At 43.8% G+C, this 23916-nt stretch carries 21 protein-coding genes; 1 reads left to right on the top strand and 20 read right to left on the bottom strand.

The features are described from left to right. Positions 1-18: 18 nt before the first annotated feature. From scpB to ABXT60_RS05835, 3 genes are read right to left on the bottom strand one after another with little or no spacing between them, the layout of a single operon-like run. The gene (gene scpB, locus ABXT60_RS05845) at positions 19-621 is read right to left on the bottom strand and encodes an SMC-Scp complex subunit ScpB (protein ID WP_443631805.1); all 603 of its coding nucleotides are present in this window, start codon (positions 619-621) and stop codon (positions 19-21) included. Continuing rightward, on the bottom strand, positions 618-1415 hold the full coding sequence (locus ABXT60_RS05840) for a segregation and condensation protein A (protein WP_443631804.1): 798 nt from the start codon (positions 1413-1415) through the stop codon (positions 618-620). Before ABXT60_RS05840 ends, scpB begins: the two co-directional genes overlap by 4 nt. A 1-nt stretch (position 1416) precedes the next feature. Next, positions 1417-2253 (bottom strand): PHP domain-containing protein, encoded by an 837-nt coding sequence (locus tag ABXT60_RS05835; RefSeq protein ID WP_443631803.1) that lies wholly within the window; start codon positions 2251-2253, stop codon positions 1417-1419. A 190-nt stretch (positions 2254-2443) separates the two neighbouring features. Here ABXT60_RS05835 and ABXT60_RS05830 point away from each other — a divergent pair, with 190 nt between their 5' ends. After that, a complete protein-coding gene (locus ABXT60_RS05830) occupies positions 2444-2839 on the top strand; it encodes an H-NS histone family protein (protein ID WP_443631802.1) in 396 nt (131 codons plus the stop codon). Here the strand turns inward: ABXT60_RS05830 and pgi are convergent. The 17 genes from pgi to ABXT60_RS05745 all read right to left on the bottom strand — a co-directional run bounded on the left by pgi (position 2836) and on the right by ABXT60_RS05745 (position 23809). Beyond that, positions 2836-4518, bottom strand: a complete 1683-nt coding sequence (gene pgi, locus ABXT60_RS05825) for a glucose-6-phosphate isomerase (protein WP_443631801.1) — start codon at positions 4516-4518, stop codon at positions 2836-2838. The two genes, ABXT60_RS05830 and pgi, sit on opposite strands and share 4 nt — an antisense overlap. An 85-nt stretch (positions 4519-4603) precedes the next feature. After that, positions 4604-6658: an NAD-dependent DNA ligase LigA gene (gene ligA, locus ABXT60_RS05820; protein WP_443631800.1), complete on the bottom strand. Its 2055-nt coding sequence runs from the start codon at positions 6656-6658 to the stop codon at positions 4604-4606. Positions 6659-6682: 24 nt separating this feature from the next. Continuing rightward, a complete protein-coding gene (zipA, locus tag ABXT60_RS05815; protein WP_443631799.1) occupies positions 6683-8149 on the bottom strand; it encodes a cell division protein ZipA in 1467 nt (488 codons plus the stop codon). Positions 8150-8339: 190 nt separating this feature from the next. After that, on the bottom strand, positions 8340-11840 hold the full coding sequence (gene smc, locus ABXT60_RS05810) for a chromosome segregation protein SMC (protein ID WP_443631798.1): 3501 nt from the start codon (positions 11838-11840) through the stop codon (positions 8340-8342). Positions 11841-11875: 35 nt separating this feature from the next. After that, positions 11876-13099 (bottom strand): c-type cytochrome biogenesis protein CcmI, encoded by a 1224-nt coding sequence (gene ccmI, locus ABXT60_RS05805; protein WP_443631797.1) that lies wholly within the window; start codon positions 13097-13099, stop codon positions 11876-11878. A gap of 3 nt (positions 13100-13102) precedes the next feature. Then, entirely contained in the window at positions 13103-13582 is a 480-nt protein-coding gene (locus tag ABXT60_RS05800; RefSeq protein ID WP_443631796.1) for a cytochrome c-type biogenesis protein, read from the bottom strand. Then, positions 13582-14130 (bottom strand): DsbE family thiol:disulfide interchange protein, encoded by a 549-nt coding sequence (locus ABXT60_RS05795; protein ID WP_443631795.1) that lies wholly within the window; start codon positions 14128-14130, stop codon positions 13582-13584. The genes ABXT60_RS05800 and ABXT60_RS05795 overlap by 1 nt, the downstream gene beginning before the upstream one ends. Continuing rightward, complete coding sequence (locus ABXT60_RS05790; RefSeq protein ID WP_443631794.1) at positions 14127-16082, bottom strand: heme lyase CcmF/NrfE family subunit; 1956 nt, start codon at positions 16080-16082, stop codon at positions 14127-14129. The genes ABXT60_RS05795 and ABXT60_RS05790 overlap by 4 nt, the downstream gene beginning before the upstream one ends. Further along, positions 16079-16576, bottom strand: a complete 498-nt coding sequence (gene ccmE, locus ABXT60_RS05785) for a cytochrome c maturation protein CcmE (protein WP_443632071.1) — start codon at positions 16574-16576, stop codon at positions 16079-16081. The genes ABXT60_RS05790 and ccmE overlap by 4 nt, the downstream gene beginning before the upstream one ends. Positions 16577-16599: 23 nt before the next feature. After that, entirely contained in the window at positions 16600-16770 is a 171-nt protein-coding gene (ccmD, locus tag ABXT60_RS05780) for a heme exporter protein CcmD (protein ID WP_443631793.1), read from the bottom strand. Between the two features lie 2 nt (positions 16771-16772). Further along, complete coding sequence (locus ABXT60_RS05775; RefSeq protein ID WP_443631792.1) at positions 16773-17537, bottom strand: heme ABC transporter permease; 765 nt, start codon at positions 17535-17537, stop codon at positions 16773-16775. A gap of 28 nt (positions 17538-17565) precedes the next feature. After that, a complete protein-coding gene (gene ccmB, locus ABXT60_RS05770; RefSeq protein WP_443631791.1) occupies positions 17566-18225 on the bottom strand; it encodes a heme exporter protein CcmB in 660 nt (219 codons plus the stop codon). After that, positions 18222-18884 (bottom strand): cytochrome c biogenesis heme-transporting ATPase CcmA, encoded by a 663-nt coding sequence (ccmA, locus tag ABXT60_RS05765; RefSeq protein WP_443631790.1) that lies wholly within the window; start codon positions 18882-18884, stop codon positions 18222-18224. The genes ccmB and ccmA overlap by 4 nt, the downstream gene beginning before the upstream one ends. A 288-nt stretch (positions 18885-19172) precedes the next feature. Further along, positions 19173-19799 (bottom strand): 3'-5' exonuclease, encoded by a 627-nt coding sequence (locus tag ABXT60_RS05760; RefSeq protein ID WP_443631789.1) that lies wholly within the window; start codon positions 19797-19799, stop codon positions 19173-19175. After that, positions 19796-21634 (bottom strand): DUF294 nucleotidyltransferase-like domain-containing protein, encoded by a 1839-nt coding sequence (locus tag ABXT60_RS05755; RefSeq protein ID WP_443631788.1) that lies wholly within the window; start codon positions 21632-21634, stop codon positions 19796-19798. The genes ABXT60_RS05760 and ABXT60_RS05755 overlap by 4 nt, the downstream gene beginning before the upstream one ends. A 37-nt stretch (positions 21635-21671) precedes the next feature. After that, positions 21672-23495 (bottom strand): sodium:solute symporter family protein, encoded by a 1824-nt coding sequence (locus ABXT60_RS05750; protein ID WP_443631787.1) that lies wholly within the window; start codon positions 23493-23495, stop codon positions 21672-21674. Between the two features lie 53 nt (positions 23496-23548). Continuing rightward, on the bottom strand, positions 23549-23809 hold the full coding sequence (locus tag ABXT60_RS05745; RefSeq protein WP_443631786.1) for a DUF4212 domain-containing protein: 261 nt from the start codon (positions 23807-23809) through the stop codon (positions 23549-23551). Positions 23810-23916: the final 107 nt, after the last annotated feature.

Raw genomic sequence — 23916 nt, 5'->3', positions numbered from 1 at the left:
CTGAAATACTATTATAACTTAATGTATAGACTCCGTCACGACATCGATTTCTTGCTGCTGGGGTTGTTTTAACTTGGCTGGCGCCATGGTGGCCTCGTCCCATGACGCTAACTCATCAAGCGCAGGTAAATCGCTGAGTTGTTTTAAATTAAAGTGATCTAAAAACTCTTTAGTAGTGGCAAATAACTCTGGACGGCCGGGCACTTCTTTGTGTCCAACACTCCGAATCCAACTTCTATCTATCATGGTATGAATAATTGAAGAACTCACCCCTACACCTCGTATCGACTCAATCTCTCCCCGTGTAATAGGTTGTTGATAAGCAATAATAGATAAGGTTTCAAGCAACGCTTTAGAGTATTTTTGAGGTTTTTCTTGCCACAAACGTGCCACCCAAAGGGCATAGCCTTGCTGCACTTGAAAGCGGAAACCTGACGCTACCTCAACAAGCTGATAACCTCGGCCATCGTAACTTTTTTGTAGTTCCCTGAGGGTTTTTTTAATGCGCTTATTATCAACACCATCATGCTCATCAAATACTTGGCCTAACCGTTCAACACTTAAGGGCTTATCAGAAGCTAACAACAGGGCTTCTAACACGGGCGCCAGTTCGGTAATCATAGGGCAAGCTCCTGATTAGGGGAATCATTCTGCCCACCTAAACTAACATGAATGGGCCCAAACTCTTGCGCCTGAACTAACTTAATTAATTTTTCCTTGACCAATTCCATCATCGCCAAAAAAGTAACCACTATACCCATACGTCCTTCCGATAGATTGAAAAGATCATGAAACGACATAAATTGATGCTCTTGTAACTGAGCCATTAAGCTAGACATGCGTTCCCGTGTCGACAGGCGCTCACGGGATATGGTGTGATGTTCATACATGTCACACCGCTTAAGTACATCACCATAAGCCGCCAGTAACTCATCCATCTGCACTGTGGGCTGAGGGCGAGCCTGTTTAACATCAGGCATGCTCATGTTGACAGAAAAGTTATCTCTGTCCATACGGGGTAATTCGGCCACTCTTTCAGAGGCATTTTTAAAACGTTCATATTCCTGCAGCTGCTTTATCAGCCTTACCCTTGGGTCTTCCTCATCTTCGTCTATGGTCTGAGTGCTTGGCAGCAAGCTACGGCTCTTTATTTCTGCCAATGTTGCAGCCATTACTAAATATTCGCCTGCTAATTCAAATCTATTAGCTTCCATCAGTTCAATGTAAGCAATATATTGATAGGTAATCTTAGCGACATCAATGCTGAGAATATCTAAATTATGGCGCCTAATTAAATATAGTAATAAATCTAGCGGTCCCTCAAAGGTGGTTTCTAAAATAACCTGCAATGCATGGGGTGGGATATAAAGATCGACAGGTATTTCATACTCTTTACCCTCTACCCTAATGTCCACCTTAAAATAACTCCCAAACAGGCCGGCATGATATTGGCAGTTTAGGGTACTGACCCAATTTAACCCACTTGTAGTTTGGGTTGTGAAAATCACTACCTACCGAAGCATGAAAATCAAATTCACTGCATAGTGCTGCCATTTCTTCAGCAACTCCAGGCACTTGGTTACCAGCACACACTTCAATAGCTTGGCCACCTGCATCTGCAAAATCTGCCATTAAGCGCCGACGCTTGGTGCGCGTCATTTTATAACGACTGGGATGGGCTAACACAGCAATGCCCCCCGCTGCATTAATCCACTCAACAACCTTTTCTAGGTCTGGCCAAATGTTGGATACGTCGCCAACCTTTCCCGCCCCTAAATATTTGTTAAACGCTTGGCCTACGTTTAATACCATTCCTTCTTCCACCATATACTGCGCAATATGAGGCCGCCCAATTTGGCTATCTCCTGCAAGTTTTGTTGCACCTTGAGTTATATCTGGGAAGCCACGTTGCGTTAATTTTTTAGCAATCGTTTTTACTCTTTGTAAGCGTAATTGTGTTTGATGAGCCACAGCAGTTTCTATTGCAGTTGAATTAACATCTATATTTAAACCCACAATATGTATACCCATATTATTCCACTGGCTAGAAAGCTCTATGCCTTTAATAATATTAATTTCATCATCTTTATAAAATTTATTATTGGCAGCCAATTGTAAGTGCGCTTTAACGGTGTCGTGGTCTGTAATGGCAAGGTGAGTAATGCCGCGTTCAATTGCTAAATCTATTAATTCTGTCACTGGTAAACTACCATCAGAACATTTTGTGTGAGTGTGTAGATCGTATTTATTCATTAGCGTAAGTTTTGTATTAAATTAAATTAAACTAAGTTACTATCGCAGTGCACAATTTATAATATAAAAAACAAATTAATTTTTATCATATTATATGAATATGTAATCAATACTAATTACTTTTTACTAAATAAAATAATTAAAAATAAACTCGTGCGTATCGTTAAATGTAACTAATCGTGGAACCATTATGACTGAATTTTCTGAAATTGCCCGCAATAAAAGCCGTTTACGTGCTGCCTGCAAAAATCTAAGTGTAGAGCAGCTAAAAACCATGGCTAACTGCCTGTCTGAGTTTATCGAAAAACGCGCTGAAGAAGAAGCAGTACTTGCTGCCCAGTCAGCCAAAAAAGACGCAGAAAAAAAAGCCATCTTTGCAGCTATGGTTGATGCTGGCCTAACGCCAGAAGATTTCTTTTCTGGAGAAGCGCCTAAAATCAAAAAAACTCGCAAACCAGTAGCACCACAATATCAAATTATCGATCCGCAGGGCGCAACACACCAATGGTCTGGTCGAGGTCGCACACCAAAGGCATTTGAATATTACTTTACCAACGGCGGCAGTAAAGATAGCTGCCGTATTTAGTGGTGGTGTTTAAACATATGGTTTAACAGACCTTCAGTAGAGGCGTCAAATGTGGCGTCCTCTGCATCAGCGTCTCCCAACTGCCTTTTTTGAATAGCATTAAGAGTGGTTTTAGCAATCTGCTTGCCGAGTTCAACACCCCATTGATCGAATGGGTTAATATCCCACACCACAGCCTGCACAAATACTTTATGCTCGTATAACGCAATTAACCGTCCAAGACTCTCTGGTGTGAGTTCATCAAACATCAGGGTACTCGATGCATGGTTACCGGGATACAAACGGTCTGGCGAAGTAACAATGCTTTGATCCCAACTCAGAACATCATCACCCAACATGAGCACCCTAGATTGCGCTACACAATTAGCCAAATTTAACGACTGCTGATATTCCAGTTGAGTGCGTGTAGCCTTAGTATATTCGCTAGATGCAGTGCGTTTTATAGGTACTATAAAGTCAGCATAGTAGGCTGGCGTACCTTGATGTAACAACTGAAAAAATGCATGCTGAGCGTTAGCTCCTACGTCACCCCATATAACTGGGCTTGTATCAAAATCAACTTTTTCACCTGCGTTTGTCACCGACTTACCGTTACTTTCCATCTCTAATTGACTAAGGTAATTAGGCAATAACTTAAGACGCCCATCGTAGGGCAGTATCGTGTGGGCTTTTAAGCCCAAAAAGTTTATATTCCAAATACCTGTCAACGCTAGCATTACCGGTAAATTTTCGTGCAGGCTTGCATTTTGAAAGTGGTCGTCCATGGCGTTTGCGCCCTTAAGAAGCAGCTTAAAGTTGGCCATGCCCAATTTAATCGCAATAGGTAGACCAATACCACTCCACAAAGAATAGCGGCCTCCTACCCAATCCCATAAAGAAATTTGATTTTCAGAGGGTATGCCCCACTTAGCCATACGTTCTGGAAATGCACTACAACCCACCAAGTGGTGTTGGCCAATAAGGCTATCACTGGGTATCTTTTTTCGTAACCAAGCTCTTGCAGTCTCAGCATTGGCTAAAGTATCTATGGTGGTGAACGTTTTAGAAGCAATAATAAATAAGGTTGAACCTTGATCTAAGTGCTGCAGCATTTCTGCCAACTGGCTACCATCCATGGAGGAAACAAACATCACATCTAATGGGAATTTAGTCTCTAACCGGAACTCTGCTAAGGCATGGCACACCATATTAGGACCAATATCAGAACCCCCGACACCAATATTAATGACAGTAGTAATAGGCTGTCCAGAGTAGCCAAGCCAATTACCTTTTTGTATCTTGCTAGCAATTCTCTCCATGTCCAGCAGATTTTTATCAACGAGCTGCTTTACGTTCTGCCCATCCACGTGGACATCACTGTATTTTTCTGAGGAAGAGTCTCTTAACGCCGTATGCAATGCGGGTCTCAGTTCAGATCGATTGATCTCTCCACCACTATAGAGCATTTGTGTAGCTTGCCTTAAACCCTGTTGTTCAGCCATTTTAATAAGCAAGCTTAGTGTTTTTGGAGTCATTTTTTGCTTCGATAAATCCAACAATAATCCCATAGCTTCCATAGAGAGATCATTAAAACGTTGGGCGCCTGAGCCATTAAATAGTTGCTTGAGGGAATAGGGCAAAATATCTTTTTGCAGGTGCGCATCCAAAGCTTGCCAAGCAACACTTCCTCTTACAGTCATGGTGACTATGTTCCTTTAAACTGCATTTTAACCTGACCCCACAATTGAGGACGGCCTACCTTGTGGCTAAGTAACACTTGAATCCTTAATCTAAGGCTTTGGCGATCATACTAAGGGCTTGAGACTCATCTAGCACAGCTACCTGCAGGGCTTGCGCTTTCTCAAGTTTAGAGCCAGCTTTCTCTCCTGCTACAAGGTAGTCAGTTTTCTTGGACACACTTGACATCACTTTGGCTCCCAATTCTTGTAATTGAAATTTGAGCTCGTCACGAGATAAGCTAGCTAGTGTGCCAGTGACAACGAAGGTAAGCGCATTAAATGGTAAACTTTGTTGCTTAGACTGGACTTCTGCAGGATCAAATTCTAGCCACTGCAAACCCGCACTTTGTAACGCTTCAACCACTGCAAGAGTGTCATTGTCAGCAAAAAAGTGAAGAATCCGATTTGCTACGATAGGGCCCACATCCTCTACGGCTAATAGGCTTTCCATATCAGCCGATTTAATATTTGCTAAACCGCCGAAGTGTATCGCTAAGCTGCGAGCAGTGGCCTCGCCAACTTCACGAATTCCTAGGCTAAACAGAAATTTAGCTAAACTGGTGGATTTACTTTTTTGCAAGGCAGATAGGAGATTGCTGGCTGATTTCTCTCCCATGCGATCCATGCCCACTAACGCTAGATGGTCTAAGGTATATAAATCTGCAACATGCTTAACTTTACCCATTTCAACTAAAGTTTGAACTTGCTTTTCGCCTAGGCCATCAATGTCCATAGCTTTACGAGAGACAAAGTGTTTAATCGCCTGCACGATTTGAGCACCACAAGTTAAGCCGTTAACACACCTTAAGGCAGCCTCACCCTCTTCTCTTTCTACAGGCCCATCACACATTGGGCACGTCGCTGGCGGGTTTATTATCTCTGCTGGCACTTGGCGACGCTCCAGCACCACTTTAACAACCTTAGGGATTACATCACCCGCTCGCCTTACTATTACTGTATCACCTAAATGCAGGTCTAATCGCCGTATTTCGTCCATATTATGTAAAGTGGCATTACTGACAGTGACACCACCCACAAAAACAGGTTTAAGACGCGCTACAGGGGTCACTACTCCTGTCCGCCCAACCTGAAAATCAACTTTTAAAAGTTGAGTCATTTCTTCTTGGGCAGGAAATTTATGGGCAATTGCCCAACGGGGAGCACGAGCAACAAAACCTAAGCTTTTTTGCAGTTCTAATTGATCAACCTTAAAGACGATACCATCAATTTCATAGGCCAAAAGAGTACGCTTAGAGGCTAATGCTTGGTAGTAGTTTAGACACGCTTCAATCCCCTGCACCCGACGCATTTCAGCATTTATCTTAAAACCCCAGGCTTGGAGCTGGTGTAGAATATCAAAGTGTTTTGTTGGCAAAGCATTTTTATCGCTAACCAGGCCAATGCTATAGGCACATAGTTCTAGCGGTCTTTGGGCAGTAACTTTGCTATCTAGCTGTCGCAAGCTTCCAGCTGCCGTATTTCTGGGATTGACATAAGTCTTTAAACCTTTATCAAGCAAACTTTTATTAAGGGCTTCAAATCCTGCACTAGGCATGTAAACTTCGCCACGGATTTCTAAAGTTTCAGGCCAACCTTTGCCTATAAGGCGCAAAGGTACCGAGTCTAAGGTGCGCATATTTTGAGTAATGTCTTCGCCACGACTACCATCACCTCGGGTTGCTCCGGTAACTAATAGGCCGTTTTTATACGTAAGGCTTACGGCGATGCCGTCTAGTTTAGGCTCACAGGCGTAGATGATATCTTCTTCTACGGGTCTACCAGAAGACTTGTTCAGGCGCTCTCTAACACGGCGATCAAATTCTCGCAGATCTTCCCCGTTAAAGGCGTTATCCAAAGACAACATAGGTAGGGCATGGGTCACTTGTTGAAAACCTGCGAGGGGCTTATCTCCTACTCGTTGGCTGGGAGAATCTGCAGTCACCCATTGTGGATGTTCTGCCTCTATAGTTAATAATTGTTGCATTAGACGATCATATTCCGCATCAGGAATACTGGGGTCGTCCAATATATAGTAACTATGGTTATGCTGGCGTAGTTGTTGTTTAATAACGTCTAGTGGCGTTTTGGCAGAATTTGACATGAATAACTTCAGACTAATGATGAATTAAAGCTGTGCGCGTCGGGTCATGTTACGTCGCTCAAATTCACGAATTTGTTGGCGGCAATGCTCAATAGTTTGTGGACGCATTACACTTCGTTGTTCATCAAGCACCTCACCACCAAGATTAGTGGCTAAGCACTGCGCAGTTTCGAGCATATAGTCAAATGCTTGCATGCTGTCTTGAGCAGTTGGCAAACCCAAAAAGAAAACTACCCCTGGGCTGTGTAAATGTTCCATTTCTTTTAGATTAAAGGTCCCTGGCTCCATCATGTTGGCCATACTAAATTGGGTTTTGCCTAATCTCAGACCATCTTCGAACCGATGGAATATATCCATTTCACCATGAACTAGTCCACACGCTTCAACTAGCTTAAGTAACTGACTACCATAAAAACCTTGCGTGTCATTGGCAGTGACAAGAATACTAATTACTTGTTCTACAGCAGGAACATTGTTGGACCGCTCTTCCACTAAAGCTAGGTCAAGCGCAGACTGAGCAGCTACACGCTTGCGGCTGAGTAGTTTTTTACCAAAGGTCATGGAGGTGACTTTGGCTAATTTGGTAGAGAGGCTTTCGTCTTGACTAATTTTTGCCAAGTGCTCAGCCCCGCTGGCAGCTATATCCTCTATGCCTGTATCACTAAACAAAATATCATCACTGCTTTCAAGCAGCTCATGAGGCACATGACTTTTAACAGTAGCTAACTCTGTAAGGTCTTGCTCTGCAAATAAGTCGCTTTGCACCATTGAATTTGTTTCTACCCATTCATGCACTGGCCGTGTAGGGTCAAAATTTAACGAAGGCACCCGTGCATCAGCAACGACGTCTGAGTCTATTTCCCCGGCATCAGCGGTCTCAGTCAACACAGCATTTGCTGCAATACTTTCGTTCACTGGCACCGATTCAAGGATGAAATTTTCTTCATTGGGGTGCGTATCAATGCCACCAGACACCAAAGCATCTTGATCATCTGATTCATCGTGCAGAAAAAGTTCGGCATCATCTTGGTGAAGTTGTTGTTGGAATTGCTCTTGGAGTTCTTCATGACGATCTTCAACTGCAAGCACGGCAGTATCAGCCTCAACTAAAGAGGCCGTTGCTTCAACTTTGATTTCTAGCGAGGGCTCAACTGAAGCTTCTTCAACTTCAATCTCCAGAAAGGGTTCAACTGAGACTTCGTCAAGCGTTATATCGCCCAACTCAAGTGCCATAGGCTCCAGTTCAGCATAGGGCTCGATGTCAGAGTCGCTGCCATCGCTAGATGCCAAAACAATAACTCCAGGTCCAACAGCCCTTGCTCCACCGTTTGGAAGCTCGCTAGTGAACTCTTCTTGATGCAGACCACATAAACTTTCATCAATATCAATTTTTAGAGCTGCGTGGCTGGCAAACATTCTTCGCAAACCGTCTATTACTATCGCAGTAACAGTTAAACCACCAAACACTAATAACCAAGCTGTTAACGTCATAAGATTATTGATCTTTAAAAATTTTTATTATGGGCCAAAAAAAGCCTAAATGGTAGAATTAGACTATACCTCCAAAATTATAGATATAACACCTTTAGGCGTTGTTTTTATAGACTTATTTAAGGATATACACATTAAAGCCAATAAAACCTAACAATAGTGCCTAATTTAATGCTTAAAAAGGCAGCAGTTACTCTGTCATATTAATTGCTTGGGCTACATCCACACTTACCACTCGAGAAACACCCGCTTCTTGCATAGTAACTCCGAGTAACTGAGTCGCCATTTCCATGGCAATTTTATTATGACTAATATAAATAAATTGCACCTGAGATGACATTTCTTTAACTAAGCGCGCATATCGCTCCACATTAGCATCATCAAGAGGGGCATCTACTTCGTCTAACATACAAAAAGGTGACGGGTTGAGCTGAAAAATAGAAAACACTAAAGCAATCGCAGTCAAAGCCTTTTCTCCACCTGATAAGAGGTGAATACTACTATTTCTTTTACCCGGGGGTTGCGCCATGATGGTGACACCTGTTGCAAGCATATCGTCATCAGTAAGTTCAAGGGAAGCGCGTCCACCGCCAAACACTTTGGGGAACAAGGTATTTAAACTTTCATTAACCGTGTCAAAAGTTTGTTTAAATCGCGCGCGAGTTTCTTTATCAATCTTAAAAATGGCCTGCTCTAAACTATTTAAAGCTTCAATTAACTCGTCATACTGATGATCGAGAAATGTTTTACGTTCTAGTTGCAGTTTATATTCTTCAATGGCTACTAGATTAATTGCGCCTAATTTTTTAATGCGGTTCTGACACTGCTCTAGTAGAGTGCTTAATTTTTTTTGATCTATCAACTCAGGCAAGATTTCAGCAAGCTTTTCGACTCGGACATTTTGCTCAATCATCGCGTGCTTAATATGATCTGCATTCACCTCTAACTCGCGTTCTATTAAGCGTTGATCCTGCAAAAGCACATCCTTTTGCTGGATATCATGCTCTTGTTTTAATTGCTGCTGTTCTAGCTGGCGTATCAACTGCTCTAGATTGTTAATACCATGACGCTGCTGCTCCATCGCAGTCTCTGTATCCAAGCGACGTATAAGCAACGCTTCTAACTGGTCCGTCAGGCTATCCGATAGGTTATCTTCAGCATGGTGCAGATCACCTCTAGATTGAATTTCAGCTTGCTTATCACGCCACTCAACCCGCTGCTCTTGCATGCGCTCAATTGACCGCCCCAAACTAGTCTTTTGCGCCAAAACAACGTCCATACGCGCCTGAAGCTGAATGACCTGTTGTTGTTTTTGACTAAACCCTAGCCTTGCTTGACTTAACTGAGCTTCTGTACTTTGCTTATCTGCTTCCAACTCTGGCAAATTCAGCTGCGCTGTCTCTAACACCAATTGATGCTCACTCAATTCCTCTTGCAAAACTGCAATTGCGTCATCTAAGTGTCGCAATCTAACGGCTTGTTCTTGAATACGTTGAAGCAAGTTTTGCTGTTGCACTAGGCCTTGTTGACTTTTTAGCTGCACTAATGCCAGCGCTTGCTGCTGTTGCTGATACTGATTTTGACCCAGCTGCCATTTTTGACGGAGTTGATTTAACCTATGTTCCGCTGCCAACGCGCCCTCTCGAACCGATGTTAGTTTTGTTTGGGTAGCGTGCTGCAGTTCGAGCAACGTTTCCTGCTGCAATGCCAAAGTTTGAAGCTGGTGCTTACGCCTTAATACCCCAGTAGCACTACCTTTTCTTGGCGGAGTGCGTATCCAGCCATGGCCCAACCATAAGCCGTCTGGCAGAATAATACTGGCATAGATTGGCAAACTGGCGAGTAAGTCGTTAGCTTCATGCCAGTTGTCTGCTACATAAACTTGCGCCAACAAACCTTCTAATCCAGCAGGCGCGTCAAGCTTTTCAAGTAAAGTTGAAAAAGGCATAATGCCACCCTTAGGCTTTTGATCCAAAAAGGGTACCAGCAATGCTAGCCCCCTAACATCAGACAGCTTACCTACAGATTTATCTGGCAGTTGGGCCAGCAAATAACCTCCAAGCCAGTCTTGTAATACATGCTCTGCAGCAGCTTCCCAACCACTCTCAACATGCATAGTATCGATCAGTTTCTGACTGACATCAGCGTGCCACTGGGTGGGCAACTGCGCCGCATCCTGCTCAGTCTCTGTTAGCAAAACGCGCAAAGACGCTAGTTGGCCTGATAAGGTCCCAAGCTCCTGTACCTGTCCGTCTAGCTGTTCCTGGTGTTCACGCTCATACTGTCTTAATGTTAAAAGCTGATGCTCCAACGTTGAAAGCTGCTCTGTCAAATCTTGTTGCTGCTGCTGGTGCTGGTCAATCTGCTCTTCTAATAGCCTGACATCATCCGTGTTCGGCAGGCTTAAGCCATCCAACTCGGTGACGCTTTTTTGGCGATCTTGTTGCGTTTGGACCGCTTGCTGTTGTTGGTGCTGCAAGCCCATTTTAGCGACTTCAATGGCACTCTTTAAATGCGCTTGCTGATCATTTTTTTGCTGCCATAAAAGCTGCCAGCTTTGGCGATGCTCTTCTTGTTCTTGAAACCATGTCTGGGCTTCAAGCAGTTGTTCTGAGGCTAATTCCGTGTCTAATGCAAGCTCATCTTGTTCCTGACTTAAATGACTCAGTTCTTTGCCATCGATAGCACATGCTTCTTCGATACGGCGAAGCTGTTGCTCTGCTTCAGTGGTATCGGCCTGCCATCTTTGCTGCTGTTGCTTTTGATGCTCTATGGTTTGTTCTAAGCGGGCAATACCAGCACCCAAACTGTAAAACTCGCCTTGTTCCTGGGTGAAGGCATCATTGAGCACCGATAAATCATTTTTTTGTACATCTATTTGTGCAAAACGGGCATCTTGTTCGCTGCGTTGTAAAACAATTTCGTCTTCAATACGACCCATGTGAACGCGCTGATCTGCAAGCTTTTGTCGTAAATCACGCCATTGCAGCGCTGCAAGCTGAGACTTATGTTGACGTTCATTTTGTTTTAACTGGGTGTATTGCTCTGCTGCAGTCGCTTGCTGTTTTAGAGTCTCTAATTGCCGACCAAGTTCTTCTCTAATGTCTTGCAAGCGCGCTAGGTTTTCACGGCTTCGGCTGATTCTATTAGAAGTTTCACGTCGACGCTCTTTATAGCGAGAAATACCAGCGGCTTCCTCAATGTAAACACGTAGCTCTTCCGGCCTAGATTCAATTAAGCGAGAAATCATGCCCTGCTCAATAATAGAATAGCTTCGAGGTCCAAGGCCAGTGCCTAAAAATAAATCTGTAACATCACGTCTACGGCACTTCTGGCCATTTAAAAAATAGGTAGACAGGCCTTCACGAGTTACCTTCCGACGGATTGACACCTCATTGTAGCCAGCAAATTCACCAGCTAAGGTGCGATCTTGATTGTCGAACATGAGCTCAACAGTAGCTTGGCCAACAGGTTGGCGACTAGAGGATCCATTAAAAATTACATCAGTAGCACTTTCGCCACGCAAGTTTTTGGCTGAACTTTCTCCCATCACCCAACGCACTGCATCGATAACGTTAGATTTACCGCAACCATTGGGGCCAACCACAGCACACAGGTTGCTAGGTAAGCTGACCTTGGTGGGATCAACAAATGATTTAAAACCAGCTAATTTGATGCTCTTTAGGCGCATCTATAAACTCTAATATTGTTATTCTTTGAAGTAGGTTACTTCAGGATTTGGTCAATGGTCAAATATACTTTTTCAGTGCCTTCAGTAGCAATAGTGACGGTTAGGGTTTGACTGATAAAGTCACCAGATTTTTGTCCAGCTAAGCCCGCCATAGCAACATGGGCACTAAGGTTTAAGGTTTTATAATTAGCTAAACGGGTTCCCTGCTGAAGAGCCATCGCATCAGTGAGAAGCACATCTAATGGCAGGTTGCTAGGGTTGAGTTTGATTGCAAACAGAGGCATACCTTGGTTAGCCTGCCTAGCATAAACAAATAGTACTGCTTGGGATGACTCAGGTATTGATAACCCATTAGCCAAAGAAACCTCTATGGGTAAAGACACACCTAACCCCATGCTTGGGTCTTCATTGAGCATTTGTTGTGCACTGTTAATTCCGGCTTGCAGTGATGCTTTACCCTGACCCTCACCCGCTCTAGGCAAAGCACGTTGCCAAAACTGTATAGCCGCATCATAATTTTCGCTTTCAAAAGCTTGAATGCCTAACAAACTTAAGGCTGACACATCTTTAGGGTCTTGCGCCATCGCTGCAGCAATGGCCTCATTGACACGCTGACTAAACTCACCTTCATTGAAGAACAAAGCTTGCGCATACTGACCTAGTAATGCCGCTTGTTGACGGCTTCCAGCCTGAACATAATTTAATGCCTGCTCAAATGCAGCAATACCCATAGCAGTTTGCTCTGCTTGCATATAACTATTGGCCAATAAATACCATCCTTCTGGATTATTCGGCCTATTTTTCAATTCATCTTCAAGGCTGCTAACCAGCGTTGGTAAAGAGGTTGAAGAGGCAGCAATCGAACGGGTATTTTGTAAGTTAACACTTTGTTCCAAGCCGCCATATGACCCTAGTTGAATATAGGTTAGCAACCCAGCGACTGGAATAACTAACGCGATAAACAACAATAATAGACCCCCAGCATGATTGGGCGAGCTAACAGGGGCTGGGGAATCTGATGTTTCTAGCAATAATGTCCGTTGCATTTCGGCTAAGCGCTGATCATAGTCACTACGGTTGATCTGCGCTGAAGCAAGTTCTTCATCCAGCTCTATTTGTTTCACTCGATAAAGCGCTACAATCGCCTCATGCCTGTTATTGGCTGAGGAAGATACTGGCAGGGGTCGCCACCAAGCCCACAGCACAAAACCACTGGTTAAACACAGTAAAAGAGCAATAGCTGCCCATAGTTCAGTCATTATTTAATCCCTGCCCGGAGTCCGGTTTTCTGCTAAAAGCTGATCCAACTTTTGTTGTTCAGATGGTGATAACATCGCACCCTGAACATGGGTTTTACGACCAAAAAACCACAAGGCCCACAAGCCAATAAGCACCATGCCAATTGGCGCCAGCCAAAGCACTAGTGTAGCTTTGTTCAGTGGTGGGTCATACAAGATAAAATTACCATAGCGCTGTACCATAAATTCAGTAATCTGTTGATTAGTTTGGCCTGTATTTATTAACGTTTGTACTTGCTCACGAAGGTCTTTAGCGATAATCGAATCTGAATCAGCCAAATTTTGGTTTTGACATTTAGGACAACGCAAGACTGTGGTTAAGTCCACAAACCGCTGGGCCATTTCTGGCTCTGCAAATTCGTATGATTTAATGTCTGCTTGAACCAGTGGAACAGCCAAACTTGCCAAACATAAAAACAGGCTAACTAAAGCAACCTTTACCATTAGTTTGTTTCCTGCAGCAAAGTTAAATATTGACTGCGAAGCAGAGGCCAGGTCCTTTCATTGAGCTCACCTGTAAGCTTGTCAATAACAACACCTTGCGCATCAATTAAGTAAGTTTCTGGAGCGCCCACTACACCCAGATTTATACCCAACACTCCCTTTGGATCAAATACAGAAAATACGTAAGGGTCACCCAAGTCTTGCAACCACTGCTGGGCTGCTGGGCGCTGGTCATGGTAATTAACACCATAAATACGGATATTTTCCTGTTTAGCAATTGTGAGTAAAAACTCATGCTCAGCACGACATGTGGGGCACCAAGTGGCCCACACGTTCACCAAAGCCGGCTGCCCAAGCATGTCTGCTTGAGTCACGTTTTTACTGGGAGATACTAACGTTTGAGCATTAAATTTTGGCAACGGAAGGCCAATTAAACTTGATTCCATTTTATTAGGATCTTGGCCAATACCCTGGTATAAAAACAGGCCTAAAGTAAAGGCCAGTAGCGTTGGCAACAGCATCAATAGCCTTTTTGTGGTGGTGTTCATGGCAGAGCTCCGTCAATGGTTGATTTTTTTCGCCGATAACGCTTGTCCCATACCGCTAATACTCCTCCCAAGGCCATCATCAGGGCTCCCAGCCAAATTAAACGAATCATAGGCTTTATATGCAAGCGCATAGCCCAGGCTCCCTCCGCTAGAGGCTCACCCATTGCCACATAAACATCGCGACTTAGCGCTGGATCTATTGCAGCCTCTGTCATCGTTTGGCCACGGCTGGTATAAGTCCGCTTTTGGGGTAATAAGTAATCAGGTTCCTCACCAATTTTGACTAGCTTAACCCTACCTTCGATGGCAGTAAAATTAGGCCCAGTGACATTTTCAACGCCCATAAAGGTAAATTCATACTGCCCTAGAGTCGCTTTATCGCCAATATCCATACGCAGATCTTTTTGCAACGAGTAGTGGCTTACAACCGCAATACCCAAAGCAGTGACACCTATACCCATATGCGCCAGTAACATGCCATAGTAACCGGGGTTTAATTGGCGCAAACCTTGCCACCAAGTTTGGTGCCGCAGCCTTCTTCTTAGATCCACCCAAGACGCTGATAACAGCCACACCAATAATGCAGCCGCTAACGCTGTTGATGGATTAAACTCACCACTATAGACAAATGGAAACGCTATACCAAGTACAATTGCTATAAGCGCAGGAGAGCGCAATAGTCGCCATAGTTCACTGGGGTTGATTCGTTTCCATTTAGAGCCCAAACCTAAGCCCATCGAAATAATGAGCAAAACCATTAAAGGCACGAAGGCTGCATTAAAATACGGCGGGCCAACAGAAATTTTTCCACCACCCATAGCATCCAAAAACAAAGGATACAAAGTGCCAAGTAACACGGTTAGTGCGGCTATAATTAAGAGTATATTGTTAGACAACAAAAAAGTTTCACGGGACCAAAAACGATAGCCAACACGACTCTCGACAGTAGTTGCACGTATAGCAAACAATACTAAGGAACCACCCACTGTAATCGCCAATAACACCAATACATAGTAGCCACGATCTGGGTCAGAGGCGAAAGCATGCACTGAGGTTAATACACCTGAACGCACCAAAAACGTACCCAACAAACTCAGGCTAAAGGCCAGAATAGCTAATAGTAATGTCCAGTTTTTAAATAACCCTCGCTTTTCTGATACGGCCAAGGAATGCAATAAGGCTGTACCCACTAGCCATGGCATAAACGAAGCATTCTCAACGGGGTCCCAAAACCACCAACCGCCCCAACCAAGTTCGTAGTATGCCCACCAACTACCTAGAGCTATACCTGCGGTTAAAAAAGCCCATGCAACACTTGTCCATGGCCGCGACCATCGTACCCAAGCTGCATCATAATGGCCGTCTAATAGGGCCGCTATAGCAAACGAGAAAGCCACGGAAAACCCAACATAACCCATATACAACATGGGTGGGTGAACAATTAGGCCAAAGTCCTGTAATAAGGGGTTTAAGTCTGCGCCCTGAAGAGCCGCTTCTGGAAGTAAGCGCCAGAAGGGGTTACTGGTTAAAAGCGTAAAGGAGATAAAGCCCACACCGATCATACCCATCACGGCCAAAACTCTGGCTTGCATGGTCAATGGTAGGCTTTCACTCAATAGGCTTACAGCCATAGTCCACATGCCAAGAATGACTACCCACAGAAGTAAAGAGCCTTCATGCCCACCCCATACTGCACTGAGTTTATACTGCATGGGCAGCGCAGTATTTGAATTCTCAGCGACGTAGCGCACACTAAAGTCATCTTGAGCAAAGGCAATCATCAACATGGCAAAGGCAATAAGTAACATTACCCCAAGCCCTACAGCCAGAGGCTTGGCACTTAGCATTAGGCGCGTTTGGCCAGTGTATGAGCCTAGCATAGGCAAAAAGCCCAAACTTAGGGCTAAAAATAAGGCCAGTATTAAAGCCACATGTCCAATTTCTGGAATCATTTTGACGTCTCTTTTACGGTTTGGGTAGCTATTGCTTGGGAGTTGCTTTTTGGTGCACCTGAACTTGCAGCCTTGGCCTCATTTAACGCTTGAATCACTTCTGGCGGCATATAATTTTCATCATGTTTTGCTAACACTTCATCAGCTACAAATATACCCTCATCGTTCATCTTGCCTTGGGCAACAATGCCTTGACCTTCGCGAAACAGATCCGGCAATATGCCGGTATAATCAACGTTTACATTCTCCACAAAATCAGTAATAACAAAGCGTACTTTTAAGCTGTCTGTAGCACGCACTAAACTGCCCTCTCGAACCATACCACCAGCTCTAATTCGCTGATGCGCTGGCGCCTTGCCTTGAGCCATATCTGATGGTGAAAAAAACAGATTTATATTCTGTGATAAAGCATAAAGCACCAAGCCCACAATCACACCAGTGCCTGCAAGTAATGCCAGTATAAGTATCAATTTCTTACGTCTTTTAGGATGCATCAACATGGGTGTAGGCCTATTAATTACGAGTTGCGTCGAACAAATGCTTTTACCTGCTTCAGGGCCTTCAATTGTTGCCTTTTCGCATGCCACACATTAATACCCAAAAGGGCAAAAAATAGACCATAACAAGACCAAACATAAGGACCATGCCCTGCCATGTTCAATAGTGCCTCTAAAGATTCAAAATACATGATTAAGCTCCAGTAATATCCCGATGTTGCATCAGCCAACTTGCACCACTTTGGCTTTGCACTATTTGCGACCGAGTGCGCATCAACACCACTAACGCAAAAAGGCAGTAGCTGCCCAATACTGTTAACAGTAGGGGCAAATACATATCTGCGGGCATGCTTGGTTTTGCTGTCAATGTAAAGCTAGAGCTTTGGTGTAAGGTATTCCACCATTCTACAGAATATTTAATTATAGGGATATTAATAGTACCTACGATGGCCAATATAGCAGTAGCTTTACCCGCGATGTGGCGCTCACTAATAGCCTGATTTAGCGCCATGATTCCAGCATAAAGAAAAAACAGCACTAAGGTCGATGTAAGACGCGCATCCCAAACCCAATAAGCGCCCCACGTTGGCTTGCCCCAAATGGCACCCGTCACCAAGGCTATTGCGGTGAATGTTGCACCAATAGCAATACAGCTACGGGCCACCATAAAAGCCACTTTCATCTTCCAAACAAGGCCAACTGCACCAGCAACAGCCATCCCTAAAAATATAGATTGAGACAAGATAGCCGCTGGCACATGCACATACATGATCCGAAAACTATTACCTTGTTGATAATCTGCTGGCGCAAAAGCCAGGCCCCATACAGCACCCCACGTGAGCAACCCTAAAGCCGCTATTGCAAACCATGGTTGCAGTATGCCGGCAAAACCATAAAACCACTTAGGCGAACCCATTTGATGAAACCAACGGGGCATGCGCCAACTAGATTCGGTCATAAATTTCATCTCTTTTTAATAGTTTGTTTCATAGTTTTAGCGCCGAACCTGCTGACCAAGGCGTTATCATTAATGCAAAAACAAACATCGCAGCCAATAAGGCCATATAACCACCTATTGCCATACCTTGTGCTGCAGCAGCAACACTGGAAGCGCCAAAAATAATCACTGGCACATACAAAGGCAAAATTAATAACGTAAGCAACATACCGCCACCTCTTACCCCAGTAACCAATGCTGCCCCAATCGCACCTAATAGACTTAGAGTTGGCGTGCCTATTAGCAGACTTAACATCAAAGTGGGCACAGCGTGGCTCGGCAAAAATAACATCGTCGCTATTAATGGTGATATCAATATTAAAGGTAACCCACTAACTAACCAATGCACAAAAACTTTGGCAAGCACTAAACTCCAACTAGGATATGGGGCCAACAGCAACTGTTCTAAACTGCCATCATCATGATCTAGCTTAAATAATAACTCCAAAGACAGCAGCGTGGCTAACATGGCTGCCACCCAGATCACACCTGCCGCTGTTTGCGATAAAAGTGCCGCCTCCGGACTAACACCTAAAGGAAATAGCGCTATAACCAACAAGAAGAATACTAAAGGGTTAATCATTTCTGCAGGCTGCCTAGCCACTAGCAATAAATCACGACGGACAATGGCCCACATATATCTGATCATATTATCGAGCTACCTTTATCAGGGAGGCATTCGCCTAATAGTGGGGAATATTGACCTAGGTCTAAAATTTTAACGTTTGGCAAGTTTATGTCTTGGTGGCTAGTCATCAACACTGCACCACCTGCGCGTGTATGCTGCCTTAGCCAATCTATCTCGTCAATTATGCCTTGCTGATCCAGTGATGTAAAAGGTTCATCTAGCAGCCAAACGTCGGCTTTACAAAGATGTAGTCGAGCCAAAGCCACTCTTCGTTTCTGACCCGCCGACAGCTGTGCAACAGGATTCTCTTCATAACCTCTTAGGCCCACATGCTCTAGGGCAGCATATCTTTGACTTTGGGTTGATGATCCATCCAGCCCTGCAAGCCAACATAGATTCTCATCAGCTGTAAGTTGCTCTTTAAGGCCTAATTTATGGCCAATATAAATCATCTTGATAGAATTATTAGAGTACAGCACCTCTCCAGTGTCCACTGGATGAAGGCCTGCTAGCTGACGTAATAAGGTGGTTTTTCCGGCACCATTGCGACCCTTTACGTGCCACAGATGCCCGGGCTTAACGACAAAGTTAAGGTCATTGTATAAAACGCGTGAATCCCTCTCACAAGCCAAAGCGCTTGTGCACAAAAGATGGACATCGAAAGAAGGAGTAAATGACACTTATCGCTAGCTCATTAACATTTGGACACTTTATTATATCTGTTTGGCAGGAAAATGCGAACCAAGTTAGCCTATACAGTGACTAAATTTACCTCACCAATTCATGTTTTAATGGCACTAAATAGCCCGTCAGGATTAAAAGGTTTTAATCGCCAGCCACGAACTCAAGAACCTTAGCCAACTATCTTTTGTCACCCGCTGGTTCTGTCGTGAAAATTAAAGCAAAGGTGTATTTTTAAGCACCTGCCTTTAAAACTTTACGTGCTTTAGACAGGTTAATAAAATATTTTAGAGACTGACTGAAGACTTTAATCGCACATAGATAATGGCGGTAGTGATTGCGTCACCCAACGCTGTATGACGCCCCAGTACTGGCACATCTAAACCATTACAAATTGCCTCAAAGGACAGGTTAATTTGACATTCGACACCACCAGATAGCTGTGTCTTTTTACGATACAAATCCATCACATCAATATATCGATTAGGCATACCAAAATCAAACAATGGCCTTAGATATTGATCTAACACAGCTAGGTCATAGCCTATGTTATATCCTACAATCGGCCGGTTACCTATAAACTTCAGCATTTTTTCTAATGCCTCAGCAATGGGCAAACCTTCGTTCAAGTCTATTCTACGCAGTTTATGGATTTTTACAGAAGCCCTTGGCAGGTCTTTGGGGGGCGACAAGGTAAGGTGTAATTTTTCACTACTCAATACTCGGTTACCCTTAATAACCACTGCGGCTATAGATAATATCTGTGCTTTAGAGATGTCCAAACTCGTTGTTTCAATATCCAAAGAGACTAGTTCTTTTCCTTGGTAGCGTTGGAAAAGCAGCTCCCATCGACTCTTGAGCTGACGTATTTTCCACACATCTTTAATACGCCGCAACCGGCGCTTAATCATCATAGCCCCAAGCCTAGGCGATACCTAAGAGACAAGTGTTTCTTAAAATCTTTAACCACCTGAAAGGATTGTCGCAATAAATCTTTTTCTAAACGATCCAGAGCAGCTAAATTAACGTCATTATTGAGGTCCTCTGTACTAAAGTCCTGTTCTTGTTGATTAAGATGGTGGGCTAAGCGGAACCACTGCAATATTGAAAAAGATTCCATCAGTTCACTGCCCAAACGCTGAGGTAAAACACCAAGCTTAATTAAACTTTCAATACGCTTATAGGTATTATTTTCAGCAATCTGATACTGCATAGCCAGCACTCTGATTCCATGCACAATTGGAAAAATACCCCCCTTCTTAACGTCAACTCCTGCCGCTCTATCTCTAATTCCACCTAAAAAATTTAATGGTGTTTCAAACGCCAGTGCAACTTCTGCAAAGGACGACAAAAACCGTTGTTGTTGCTGTAACTCTCTTAACAACCAATTACGACTTGTTTTAAACAACGCCTTATTGCCTGCCACTGGGTAGGCATCAATAGATATCGCTAAATTAAGTAAGCTATCACTGTCAGCCTTAGCTACCCAGTCACGCATACGTTGGGTCCATGTGCTAATAGGCTGCACCCAAAATGGGTTATTCACCATTACTTGCCCGGGACAGGGTGGATAACCTAGGCCAACTAAGGCCTGAGTATAGCGCTCCATAGTTTCATGACATTCAGGCCAATCTAAGCCATCACGCATAATAAGGCCATTGTCCTGATCAATCCTTACAATCTGTTCGCCACGGCCTTCACTGCCCATAACGACTAGACACACGTGAGGCAGTACATTTTCTGGAACGATTAAATTAAATAGTTTAGACATTAAGCGTTTATTCAGGGCCGCTAGTAGATCCATAGCAAAGCGAACCTTAACGCCTTGAGAGTAGAGTGAACGAATGAGCTTGCTCATGTCCCCTGCCGCGCCTTTGAGCTCTTCAATACTACTTGCACGCTCTATACGCAACCCCACGACGTGGGAATGGCTTGAAAAATAACTTAAGGTATCTGCCAGATCAATAATCCCATGCAGTTCAGAGCTTTGCATCACGACTACCCTATCAATCTGATGGAGCGTCATCAAAATGAGCGCGTTAAAAAGGTAATCGCCAGACTCCACGGTAATAAGCCGATAGTTAGCGATGACTCGCGCATCCGTCGTTATTGGAAGTTTGTCTAATACAATCGCATTTAACAAGTCTGACCGCGTAACCATGCCATAACGTTTACCGCGTTGCACCAAAGCACAATCAATTTGCTGATCACTCATAAACTGAGTGGCTTCCTCCAGATTAGTGCCATCGGGTAGTAATGACGCCTCGCGCATGCACGAACTATCTATGCGAGCTAGCATAAATTCCGTCATGTTTAATGAATCATTTTTTTGCTTTAGTAGTTCATTTTGTAAGGAAAGACTTTTGTTAAAAAAATCACCGAAATTAGGATTTCGATAGATAAGGTCCAACAAGACTTTAGTAGGAAGGATATAACAAATAGTTTCCTCATCAGCCACAAAGTCATGGATTGAGCTGCCACGTAAAGCCGACCATGCGCCGAAGTAATCATTGTTTGTGTAGTGCACAAAGGTGTGGCCAAGGCGCTTATCTGCACTTTTTACATCAAGCTCACTGACGCACCCTTTAAGAATAATATACAAGCCTTCTGGCACATCACCAGTGCTAATAATTACTTCTTTAGCTTCATAGTACCCAATATCAAGATTATCTTGCAGCAGCGTATACTCGTCATCATCTAATAAATTAAACGGCAAGACGTCAGCATTAAACGCGCCACTAGAATGCATATTTCACCGTACAACACTCATAAAACCACTCCATTGATCAATAATATGCCGATCCACTATTTCCTGGCACCCGAATATTTTGCACGATCTGCTGAATATGCTTAGGAGGCTCTGGTGTTAAGTGAGCCACTAAATAAGCCACAATAAAGTTCAACACCATACCTACAGCACCGAAACCTTCAGGCGAAATACCTAATAGCCAATCCTGCGGCTCGCCTCCCATAAACTTAAAATAGACAATATAGCAAAGTGTGGATATCAAACCGACCAACATGCCACTAATGGCTCCATACTTATTCATCCTTTGGTAAAAGATACCCATAATGATAACTGGAAAAAATGAAGCACATGCTAAGCCAAAGGCCAAAGCCACCACAGCAGCCACATAATCAGGGGGATGCATTCCCAAGTACCCAGCAATAAGCACCGCGACCATAGCTGCCAGACGCGCAGCCAAAAGCTCCTGCCGGTCAGTAATTTGTGGCCGGATAGTTTTTTTCAACAAATCATGGGACACCGATGTCGCAATTACCAATAATAGGCCAGCAGCCGTAGACAGTGCAGCAGCCATTGCACCTGCAGCAATTAATGCGATAACCCAGTTTGGTAACCCTGCTATTTCTGGGTTGGCTAAAACCATAATGTCTGGATCAACATATATCTCATTAGCAAATGGTTGTACCTTTGGGTCGAATTCGCCACTGCTTGGATTCACTACATGTCGTTGATTAGAATAAAAGTTTCGCGCCACTTCATCTTTTGCAGCACCCCAATATATAGGTTTATGTTGTCGACCAGTAAAGGCATCTCCAGCAGCATATTGAGTGCGGCCATCAGCGTTATGATCATACCAAGCAATCAAACCTGCGTTCTCCCACTTTTTGAACCATTGGGGCATTTCTTCATATGGCGTGCCCATATTGTCTACGCCGTTAACCGTTTCAATAAGGTTAATTCGGCCAAAAGCTGCTACTGCAGGGATAGTAGAATAAAGCACTGCTATAAAAACTAGAGCCCATGCTGCCGATATACGAGCATCTCTAACCCTGGGGACGGTGAAAAAACGGACAATGACGTGAGGCAATCCCGCTGTACCAAACATGAGAGCGGCAGTAATGAAAAACATGTCTATTTTACTTTTACTACCTTCAGTAAAACTTGCAAACCCCAGTTCTGTGACGAGACCGTCCAGATGGTCCAACACCGGCAGGCCATTGTCTAGCGTTGCGCCTAAACCCGTTTGTGGCAACAAGTGCCCTGTCATCGAAAATGTTAAAAAAAGCGCAGGCACCGTAAAGGCAAAAATCATTACGCAGTACTGGGCAACTTGGGTGTACGTAATGCCTTTCATGCCTCCTAAAACCGCATAAACAAACACCACGGCCATTCCAATCATAATGCCAGTGTCTATTTCTACCTGTAAAAACCGTGAGAATACGATTCCCGTGCCACGCATCTGACCTGAAATGTAGGTGAACGAAATAAACATCACACAAACCACAGCTACAACTCGTGCCAAATTGGAGTAATAGCGGTCGCCAACAAAATCGGGGATCGTGAATTTACCAAATTTGCGCAAATAAGGCGCCAGCAATAGCGCTAAAAGCACATAACCACCAGTCCAGCCCATGATGTACCCGCTTGCGTCATAACCAGCAAAAGAGACAATACCAGCCAATGATATAAATGATGCAGCAGACATCCAGTCAGCTGCAGTTGCCATGCCGTTGGCTAAAGGTGTTACGCCTCCACCTGCAACATAAAATTCACGGGTACTGGATGCCCTGCTCCAAAAAGCAATGGCTATATAAATGACAAATGACCCTACCACAAACAAATAAGTGAGCTGTTCTAGGCTCATGATGAATTCCTATTATTAATAAACAAGTGAATCACGATAAGCATTAAATAGCCCTATTCATGCACATCAAACTCACTGTCTAGTCGACTCATGCGCACTGCATAGCCTATAGTCAACAGACAAAACACCAAAATACTGCCTTGATTGGCAAACCAATAGCCCAATTTGAACCCAAACATGTTGAAATGATTGAGCTCATCCACAAAGACGATGCCACAACCAAAAGAAACCACAAACCAAATGATCAAATAGGAAAAAATAATTTGTAAATTACGGCGCCAGTATTGTTCTGCTGCCTTAGTATTTTGTTTCATAATATGCCTGTTTTTATTATTCTTTTAGGGCTTCAATGATAACCATTTGAAGCTTTAAGGGCAACGCAACTGGCGACAAAAAACCCAAGCCATGACTAATGATTAAT

Origin of the sequence: Candidatus Njordibacter sp. Uisw_056, assembly GCF_047730085.1 — a bacterium.
Taxonomy (GTDB): Bacteria; Pseudomonadota; Gammaproteobacteria; order Pseudomonadales; family Balneatricaceae; genus Njordibacter.
Note: the sequence above shows the minus strand (reverse complement) of the source record. Positions and strands in the feature narration are given on the sequence as shown.

Coding starts and splice junctions, on each gene's coding strand:
- ABXT60_RS05835 (WP_443631803.1), bottom strand. CDS start 2,253: ATGAATAAATACGATCTACACACTCACACAAAATGTTCTGATGGTAGT.
- ABXT60_RS05795 (WP_443631795.1), bottom strand. CDS start 14,130: ATGAACACCACCACAAAAAGGCTATTGATGCTGTTGCCAACGCTACTG.
- ABXT60_RS05750 (WP_443631787.1), bottom strand. CDS start 23,495: ATGAGCCTAGAACAGCTCACTTATTTGTTTGTGGTAGGGTCATTTGTC.
- pgi (WP_443631801.1), bottom strand. CDS start 4,518: ATGACTGTAAGAGGAAGTGTTGCTTGGCAAGCTTTGGATGCGCACCTG.
- ABXT60_RS05760 (WP_443631789.1), bottom strand. CDS start 19,799: ATGATGATTAAGCGCCGGTTGCGGCGTATTAAAGATGTGTGGAAAATA.
- ccmI (WP_443631797.1), bottom strand. CDS start 13,099: ATGACTGAACTATGGGCAGCTATTGCTCTTTTACTGTGTTTAACCAGT.
- smc (WP_443631798.1), bottom strand. CDS start 11,840: ATGCGCCTAAAGAGCATCAAATTAGCTGGTTTTAAATCATTTGTTGAT.
- ABXT60_RS05790 (WP_443631794.1), bottom strand. CDS start 16,082: ATGATTCCAGAAATTGGACATGTGGCTTTAATACTGGCCTTATTTTTA.
- scpB (WP_443631805.1), bottom strand. CDS start 621: ATGATTACCGAACTGGCGCCCGTGTTAGAAGCCCTGTTGTTAGCTTCT.
- ccmD (WP_443631793.1), bottom strand. CDS start 16,770: ATGTATTTTGAATCTTTAGAGGCACTATTGAACATGGCAGGGCATGGT.
- ABXT60_RS05800 (WP_443631796.1), bottom strand. CDS start 13,582: ATGGTAAAGGTTGCTTTAGTTAGCCTGTTTTTATGTTTGGCAAGTTTG.
- ligA (WP_443631800.1), bottom strand. CDS start 6,658: ATGTCAAATTCTGCCAAAACGCCACTAGACGTTATTAAACAACAACTA.
- ccmE (WP_443632071.1), bottom strand. CDS start 16,576: ATGCATCCTAAAAGACGTAAGAAATTGATACTTATACTGGCATTACTT.
- ABXT60_RS05775 (WP_443631792.1), bottom strand. CDS start 17,537: ATGACCGAATCTAGTTGGCGCATGCCCCGTTGGTTTCATCAAATGGGT.
- ccmB (WP_443631791.1), bottom strand. CDS start 18,225: ATGATCAGATATATGTGGGCCATTGTCCGTCGTGATTTATTGCTAGTG.
- ABXT60_RS05830 (WP_443631802.1), top strand. CDS start 2,444: ATGACTGAATTTTCTGAAATTGCCCGCAATAAAAGCCGTTTACGTGCT.
- zipA (WP_443631799.1), bottom strand. CDS start 8,149: ATGACGTTAACAGCTTGGTTATTAGTGTTTGGTGGTTTAACTGTTACT.
- ABXT60_RS05745 (WP_443631786.1), bottom strand. CDS start 23,809: ATGAAACAAAATACTAAGGCAGCAGAACAATACTGGCGCCGTAATTTA.
- ABXT60_RS05755 (WP_443631788.1), bottom strand. CDS start 21,634: ATGCATTCTAGTGGCGCGTTTAATGCTGACGTCTTGCCGTTTAATTTA.